An 8,872-nucleotide genomic window follows, 5' to 3' on the forward strand; every position below is an offset into this window, starting at 1 on the left:
TCGGCCGCCGGACCCCCGCGAGCCGCGTCGCATCACCACCCATGAGGAGAAAGCCCGATGACCACCCACGCCCCTGGGGGCCCGGCCGCCGCACCGCCGGACCTGCCGGACGCGATCGCCGTGACCGGCCTCGCCTGCCGGTTCCCCGGAGCTCCCGACGCCGGGGCCTTCTGGGCCAACCTGGTCGCGGGCCGCGAGAGCGTCACCTTCCGGAGCCCCGAGGAGCTGGCGGCCCTGGGCGTCCCCGCCGAACGGCTGGCCGACCCCCGGTTCGTCGGGGCGGGCGGCGTGCTGGAGGGCCTCGCGGAGTTCGACGCCGAGTACTTCGGCATCCCGCCCCGCGACGCCGAGCTGATGGACCCCCAGCACCGGCTGTTCCTGCAGTGCGCGGTCACCGCGCTGGAGGACGCCGGGCAGCTGACCGACGGCGTCGAGGGCGGCGTGGGCGTCTACGCCTCGGCCGGCTTCAACTCCTACCTGACGCACCACCTGCTGCCCAACGCGGCCCACCTGGCCGACCGGGCCGACGTCCAGTGGCTGGCCGCCGGGGACAAGGACTACCTCGCCACCCAGACCTCCTACCGGCTGGGCCTGACCGGCCCGAGCCTGAGCGTGCAGAGCGCCTGCTCCTCCGCCCTGCTCGCGGTCCACCTGGCCGCCGAGGCGCTGCTCAGCGGCGAGTGCGACGTGGCGCTGGCCGGCGCCGTCTCCGCCGGGATCGGCCAGGGGCTCGGCTACCTGCACGCCGAGGGCGGCATCCTCTCCGCCGACGGGCACTGCCGCCCCTTCGACGCCGACGCGACCGGCACGGTCTTCGGCAGCGGCGTCGGCGTGGTGGTGCTGAAGCGGCTGGCCGACGCGGTCGCCGACGGCGACACCGTACGGGCCCTGCTGCTCGGCTCGGCGGTCAACAACGACGGGAACCGCAAGGTCGGCTTCACCGCGCCGAGCCTGGACGGACAGGTCCGGGTCGTCTCGGCGGCCCAGTCCGTGGCCGGGGTCACGCCCGGCGAGGTCTCCTGCATCGAGGCGCACGGCACCGGCACCGCGCTCGGCGACCGGATCGAACTCGCCGCGCTGGGGCGGGTGTTCGCGGACGCCCCGGACTCCCGCCGGGTGCTCGGCGCGGTCAAGTCGAACGTCGGCCACCTGGACACCTGCGCCGGGATGGCCGGGCTGATCAAGACGGTGCTCGCACTCCAGCACCGCACGCTGCTGCCGACCGTGCACTTCGAGAGCCCCAGCCCCGAACTGGCCCCGGGCCTGTTCCGGGTGCTGACCGAGGCCGAGCCGTGGTCCGGCCGCGACGGCGCCCGAATCGCGGGCGTCAGCTCCTTCGGCATCGGCGGCACCAACGCCCACCTGATCCTCCAGGACGCGCCGCCGCTGCCCGCCGCGCCCGCCGCCGAGCCCGCGCAGTGGGAGCTGCTGCCGCTGTCCGCCAGGAGCGAGCGGGCGCTCGACCGGGCCGCCGAGCGGATCGGCACGGCGCTGGCCGCCCCCGGTGCGCCCGGCGCGGGCGACGCCGCGTTCACCCTCCAGACCAGGCGGCGCCACCACCCGTGGCGGCGCGCCGTCCTGACCGGGCGTTCGGGCGAGGCGTCCCCCGCCGCCCAGGCCGTCCAGGCCGTCGGAACCGGTCGGAAGGTGGCCTTCCTCTACCCCGGGCAGGGGGCCGGCCACCCCGGCATGGCGGCCGAGCCGTACCGCGCCGAGCCGCTCTTCCGCGCCGCGCTCGACCGCTGCCTGGACGCCCTGCGGCCGTGGACCACGGCGCCGCTGCGCGAGCTGCTGCTCGACCCGGCCCACCCGGACCTGTTCGACCGGACCGAGACCGCCCAGCCGGCCCTGTTCGCGGTGGAGTACGCGCTCACCGCGTGGTGGACGGGGCTCGGCGTCCGGCCGGTCGCACTCGCCGGGCACAGCGTCGGCGAGTTCGCGGCCGCCTGCGCCGCCGGGGTCTTCGACCTGCCCGGCGCCGCCCGGCTGGTGGCCGAACGCGGCCGGCTGATGGGCACCATGGCGCCCGGCGCGATGCTCAGCGTCCCGCTGCCCGAGCCGGAGCTGCGCGCCCTGCTGGACGACCCGGCCGGGCCGGAGCTGGCCGCCGTCAACGCGCCCGACCGCTGCGTGGTGGCCGGCGCCCCCGAGGCGGTCGCGCGGCTCGCCGAGCGGCTGGCCGCGCGCGGTGTGGCCGCCCGGCAACTGGCCGTGCGGCACGCCTTCCACTCCCGGGACGCCGAACCGCTGCTGGAGGAGTTCGCCCGGCTGGTCGCCACCGTCCCGGTCCAGGCGCCCGCCGTGCCGCTCGTCTCCGGCCTGACCGGGCGTGAGCTCACCGCCGAGGAGGCCGCGTCACCGGAGTACTGGGCGCGCCAGCTGCGGCACACCGTCCGCTTCGCCGACGCGCTCGCCGCGCTGCCGGGCGACGGCCCGCTGCTGGAGCTCGGCCCCGGCCGGGGGCTGAGCGGCTTCGCCGTACGGACCCTGGGCGCCGGACGCCCCGCGCTGCCCACCCTCGGCGGCGCCGCGCCCGCCCCGGACCAGCCGCCGGCCCGGCTCACCGCGCTGGCCCGGCTGTGGGAGCGGGGCACCGAGGTCGACTGGTCCGCCCTCGGCGAGCGCGCCGGGCGCCGGCACGTCTCGCTGCCGGGCTACCCGTTCGAGCCCACCCGGCACTGGTTCGAGCCCACCGCCGCCGAACCCGCCGCCGTCACCGCCCAGGGCCCCGCCGGGCCCGCGCAGGTTTCCGACGGTGCGAGCGGCGTGGACGACTGGCTGCACGTCGTGTCCTGGACGCAGGCCCTGCCGCCGTCCGGCACCGGGCCGCTCCCGCCGTCGGTGCTCCTGCTCGCCGACGAGTCCGGCCTCGCCGAGGCCGTCGCCGGAGAGCTCGCCGCCGCCGGTGCCCAGGTCAGCCTGGTCCGCGCCGGGGCATCCACCGCGCTCACGCACGGCACCCCGTTCACGCTCGACGCCGACGACCCCGCCGCCTTCCCCGCGCTGGCCGCCGCCCTGGCCGCGCGCGGCACCGCGCCGGACGCCGTCCTCTCCTGCTGGGCCCTGGACACCCCGCCGCTGCGCTCGGCCACCCCGGGCGAGGCGGCCGACGGCGCGCTGCGCGCCCTCACCGTCCCGGTCCAGCTGGCCCGGGCCCTGGGCGAGGCGTTCCCCGGCCGGCCGCTGCGGATGCTGCTGGTCACCGACGCCGCCCACGGGGTGCACGGGCAGCCCGCCCGCACCCCGCAGGCCGCCGCCGGGCTGGGCGCGGTGCGGGTGCTGCCGCAGGAGCTGCCCGGCGTCACCGTCCAGGCCCTCGACCTGGACTGCCCGACCCGGGAACCCGAGGAACTGGCCCTGGCGGCGCAGACCGTGGTGGCGCAGCTGCGCGCCGGGCACGCTGCGGCGCCGCTGACCGCCGTCCGCGGCCGGGCGCACCTGGTGCCGGCCCCGGAGCGGCCCGTCCTCACCGACCCGGCCGGGCCGCAGCCCGCCGCGCCGTCCGGCGTGTGGCTGGTCACCGGCGGCCTGGGCGGGATCGGTCTGGCCGTGGCCGGCCACCTCGCCGAGGACGCCGACCGGACGCTCGTCCTGCTCACCCGCCGTGCCGTCCCCGACGGCGCCGGCTGGCGGAGCCTGCGCCCCGAGGACGCGGCGCCCGCCGCGAGCTGCCCGCCGGAGCTGGCCGAGGCCCTCGCCGGGCTGACCGCGCACGGCGCCCGGCTCTGCCTCGTCCAGGCGGACGTCACCGACGAGGCCGCGCTCGGCGCCGCGCTCGACCGGGTCCGGGCCGCGTACGGCCCGATCGCCGGGGTGGTCCACGCCGCCGGGGTGCCCGGCGGTGGCGTCACCGCCCTGCGCAGCGCCGGGGAGATGGCGCGGGTGCTCGCCCCCAAGGTGCTCGGCACCGTCCTGCTGGAGCGGCTGACGGCCGTGGACCGGCCGGTGCTGGTGCTCTGCTCCTCGGTGCTGGCGGTCACCGGCGCGGTCGGCCAGGCCGACTACACCGGCGCCAACGCCTTCCTGGACAGCTTCGCCGCCGGCTCCCGGGCCGCCGTGTCGATCGGCTGGGACCGCTGGTCGCAGACCGGCATGGCGCTGCGGTCCGGCCGGCGCGACTGGCTCGACGGCGGCGAGGTGCTCGACCACGCCCTGTTCGACGCCCGCCGGGCGGAGCCGGACGGGACGGTGGAGCTGCGGCTGCGCCGCACCGGGCAGAGCGCCTGGCCGGCCGAGGAGCACCGGATCGGCGACGTCCCGGTCCTGCCCGGCACCGCGCTGCTCGAACTCGCCGTCGCCGGGCACCGGTTGGCGGTCGGGGACGGGCCGGTCGAGCTGGACGCGGTCTTCACCCACCCGCTGCGGATGCCCGCCGACGCCCCGCCCGAGGTCACCCTGCGGCTGCGTCCGGCGCCCGACGGCGGGCACCTGTGGGAGGTGCGCTCCACCGCCGTGCCGTCCAGGCCGCACGCCCAGGGCCGGATCGCGCCGTACGGGGGCGACTCCCCCGAGCGCCTGGACCTCGACGGCCTCGCGGCCCGCTGCGCCCCGGTGCCGCAGGTCGCGGTGTCCGCCGCCGCCGGGGAGCGGCCCGGCGGCGCCAGCGGGCTGCGCACCGGGCCGCGCTGGGAGAGCGTCACCGAGGTCCGCGAGGACGGGCGCGGCGGGGCGATGCTGCGGCTGCGCCTGCCCGAGGCGTTCCACGGCGACCTGGCCGCGCACCCGCTGCACCCCGCGCTGCTGGACACCGCCACCGGCGCCGTCACCGCCCGCACCGGCAGCCACCTGCCGGTCGCCTACCGCCGCCTGGTGGTGCTCGGCCCGCTCGGCCCCGAGGCCGTGGTGCGGGTCGACCGCCGCTCCGGTGACGCCGGGGCGGGCGACACGCTGGTCGTCGACGTGGTCGTCGCCGGGCCGGACGGCGCTCCGGCCGTGCTCGTCGAGGGCTTCGTGCTGCGCCCGGCCCCGGCCGCCCCCGGCCCGGACGCGGGGCACGCCGCGGCCGCCGGGCCCGAGCAGGGCGGCATCCCGACCCGGGAGGGCCTGCTGGCCTTCGACCGGATCCTGGCCAACCGTCACCTCCCGCACGTGCTGGTCAGCCCCCGCGCGGCCGGGCCGGCCACGCCCGTCCCGACCGCATCGCAGGCCGCGCCGGAGGCCGCCCTGGCGTCCGCACCGGCGACCGGCCCCGAGGGGCTGGAGGAGCAGATCGCCGCGGTCTGGTCCCGGTTGCTGGGCGTCCCCCGGATCGGCCCCGAGGACAGCATCTTCGAACTCGGCGGCGACTCCCTGCTGATCGTCCAGATCACCGCCGAACTCCAGCGGCAGGGCCTGACCGTCTCCCCCGGCGACCTCTTCGCCCACCCCACCGTCGGACAGCTCGCCGCCCGGCTGCGCGCGGACCGCACGCCCGCCGCCGCCCCGGCGTCCGACACCCCCGCCCCGCCCACCGCTCCCACCGAGCCCGATCCGGCCCCCGCGAAGGGGGCGGGCGAGGCGTTCTCGGACGCGGACCTCAGCGAAGACGACCTGGCCCGGGTATTCGCCCTGTTCCGGTCAGGAGAGGACACCAAGTGAACGACATCGAGGACATCTACCCGCTCTCGCCGACCCAGGAGGGGATGCTCTTCCACAGCACCACCTCCCCCGAGCACGGCCTGTACGTCGAGCTGACCACCTTCCGGGTGCGCGGCGAACTGGACCTGACGGAACTGGGAGCAGCCTGGCAGCGGGCGATCGCCCGGCACCCGGTGCTGCGCACGGCCTTCGTCCGCGAGCGGATCCGCACCCCGCACCAGGTGGTGCTGCCCAAGGCGGACCTGCCGATCGAGTTCCGCGACCTGTCCGGGCTGGACGAGCCGGCCCGGGAGCGCGCCGTCGCCGAGGAGCTGGAGCAGCGCGCCCGCGAGCGCTTCGACCTGGCCCGGCCGCCGCTGATGCGGCTGCTGGTGCTGCGCCTGCCCGACGAGCACCTGGTGGTGTGGACGTACCACCACCTGCTGCTGGACGGCTGGTCCGCCGCGCTGCTGCTGGCCGAGGTCACCGCCGGACTGTCCGGTGACGCCGCCGAGCCGCCCGCGCCGCCCGCCTTCCGCGAGTACATCGCCTGGCTGGGCCGTCAGGAGGCCGAGCGCGACCGCGCGTTCTGGACCGGCTACCTGGCGGGCTACCGCGAGCCGGCGACGCTGAGCCTGCCCGGCGTGCGCCCGGGCGCCAAGCCGTCCGGCGACTTCCGCACGGTGCGGGCCGAGCTGCCCGCCGAGACCGTCACCGCGCTGCGGCGGCTGGCCGCCGGCAAGGCGACCACGCTCAGCAGCCTGGTCGAGGCCGCCTGGGCGGGGACGGTCGCGCGCCACAGCGGCCGCGACGACGTGGTGGTCGGCGTGACCGTCTCGGGCCGCCCCGTCGACCTGCACCGGGCGGACCGGATGCTCGGGATGTTCATCAACACCGTCCCGGTGCGGGTGCGGATCGACCGGGAGCTGCCCGGCGACGAGTGGCTGGCCCGCCACGCCGCGACCCGCCACCCGCTGCTGGACCACCAGCACACCCCGCTGACCGACATCCAGCGCTGGGCCGACACCGCGCCCGGCGTGCCGCTGTTCGACACCGTCGTGGTGGTCGAGAACTACCCGGACCGCACCGAGGCGGTGCTCTCCCACGGCGCGGTCACGGTCAGCGACGTCCGCTACGAGACGCGGACCAACTACCCGGTCACCCTGGTCGTGCGGGCCGCCGCCGAGATGCAGCTCCAGGCGGTGGTGGACGCCGGGCGGATCACCCCGGAGGAGACCGGCGCGCTGCTCGACCACGTCGTCGCGGTGCTGACCCGCATCGCCGCGCAGCCCGGCCGCCCGGTCCGCGAGCTGCTCGCCGTCCCCGAGGCGGCCCGCGCCCGCCAGCTCGACACCTGGAACGGCAGCGAGATCGACCGCGGCGAGCCGTCGGCCCTGCTGTCCGGGCTGATCGACGACGCGGTCCGCAGCCGCCCGGACCACCCGGCGGTGGTCGACCAGCAGACCCGGTACAGCTACCGCGAACTCGACCGGCGGGCCGAGGCCCTGGCCCGGCAGCTGGCCGCGCGCGGCGTGCACCCCGGCGACCGGGTGGGCGTCTGCCTGGGCCGCAGCGCCGACCTGGTGACCGCGGTGCTGGCCGTCGCCCGGGCCGGGGCCGCGTTCGTCCCGCTCGACCCGGCCCACCCGGTGGAGCGGATCGGCCTCGTCCTGGCGGACGCGGCCCCGGCCGTGGTGCTCACCGACGCGACCGGCGCGCCCGCGCTGGCCGGCTGGGACGGCACCGCCGTCGACCTGGCCTCCCTGGACCTGGCCGACCTCGACCTGACGCTCCAGGAGGCCGCCGACCCCGCCGCCGCCGAGCTGCCGGGCGCAGCCCCGGACGGCCTCGCCTACCTGATGTTCACCTCCGGCTCCACCGGCCGCCCCAAGGGCGTCGCCGTCGGCCACCGGGCACTGGCGAACCTGGTGGACAGCCTGGCCCGCCGTCACCCCGGCCTCGACGGCGACACCCGCTTCCTCGCCCTCACCACGCTCGGCTTCGACACCTCGCTGGCCGAGCTGCTGGTGCCGCTCGCCGTCGGCGCGACGGTGCACGTCGGCGGCCAGGCCCTCGGGCTGAGCGGCCGCGAACTCGACCGCTACAGCGTCGAGCACGGCATCACCGCGCTCCAGGCCACCCCGTCCCGCTACCGGGCGCTGCTGGACTCCGACTGGCAGGGCGCCGGCCGCCCCCGGCTCTACAGCTGCGGCGAGGCCTTCCCCGCGGACCTGGCGGCGCCGCTGGCCGAGCGCGGCGAGTCGGTGTGGAACATGTACGGGCCGACCGAGACCACCGTGTACTCCAGCGTCGAGCGGATCACCGCCGACACCACCCGGGTCACCGTCGGCCGCCCGATCGCCAACACCGTGCTGCACGTGCTGGACACCGTGGACGGCGAACTGCTGCCGGTCGGCTGCGTCGGCGAGCTGTGCATCGGCGGCGACGGCGTGGCCCAGGGCTACTGGCAGCGGCCCGAGCTGACGGCCGAGCGGTTCGTCACCGACCCGTTCACGGGCGGCCGGATGTACCGCACCGGCGACCACGCCCGCCGCCTGCCCGACGGGCGGATCGAACTGCTCGGCCGGATGGACCGCCAGCTCAAGCTGCGCGGCTACCGGATCGAGCCCGGCGAGATCGAGCAGGTCCTGCTGGCCCTGCCCGAGGTGGCGGCCGCCGCGGTCGCCGTCCGGGAGGGCCGCCTGGTCGCCTGGGTGGTGCCCGCGGACCGGGGCGCCCCGCTCGACACCCCCGGGGTCCAGGCCGGGCTGCGGCGCTCGCTGCCCTCCTACATGGTCCCCGAGGCGGTCACCGTCCTCGCCGAGCTGCCGCTCACCCCGGCCGGCAAGACCGACCTGCTCGCCCTGCCCACCCCGGCCGGGTTCGCCGACGAGGCCGCGCCGAGCGGCGGGCCGGGCGGCACGGCGGACCACGAGGCGCTGGTGGCCCGGCTGTTCCGCGAGGTCCTGGCACTGCCGGAGGTCGGTTTGGACGACGACTTCTTCGAGCTGGGCGGCGACTCGCTGCGCGCCCTGCGACTGGTCTCCCGGCTGGAGGCGGAACTCGGCTGCTCGCTCGACATCGAGCTGCTCTTCGACTCCTCCACGGTCCGCGACCTCACCGCGGCCATCGGCCCCGCCCTGGCCGACGCCGACGCACCGGCCGACGCCGACGCACCGGCCGGCTCCGACGCCCCGGGCTCCGACGCCGACCAGTGAACCAACCGGCGTGCCCGCGGGCGGGCCCCGCCCCCCGGGCGCCCCCGCCCCCCCCCCCCCCCAGGGGGGCCCCCCCCCCGGCGAGGAAAAACCGCCCC

General features: G+C 78.0%; 2 protein-coding genes. Both read left to right on the top strand.

What is annotated here, in order from left to right; genetic code table 11:
* Positions 1 to 57: 57 nt before the first annotated feature.
* Entirely contained in the window at positions 58 to 5,577 is a 5,520-nt protein-coding gene (locus tag ACIOGZ_RS10785; protein WP_400985622.1) for an SDR family NAD(P)-dependent oxidoreductase, read from the top strand.
* Positions 5,574 to 8,774, top strand: a complete 3,201-nt coding sequence (locus ACIOGZ_RS10790) for an amino acid adenylation domain-containing protein (RefSeq protein ID WP_400985624.1) — start codon at positions 5,574 to 5,576, stop codon at positions 8,772 to 8,774. Before ACIOGZ_RS10785 ends, ACIOGZ_RS10790 begins: the two co-directional genes overlap by 4 nt.
* Positions 8,775 to 8,872: the final 98 nt, after the last annotated feature.

This window comes from Kitasatospora sp. NPDC088160 (assembly GCF_044741445.1).
Taxonomy (GTDB): domain Bacteria; phylum Actinomycetota; class Actinomycetes; order Streptomycetales; family Streptomycetaceae; genus Kitasatospora.

Coding starts and splice junctions, on each gene's coding strand:
- ACIOGZ_RS10785 (WP_400985622.1), top strand. CDS start 58: ATGACCACCCACGCCCCTGGGGGCCCGGCCGCCGCACCGCCGGACCTG.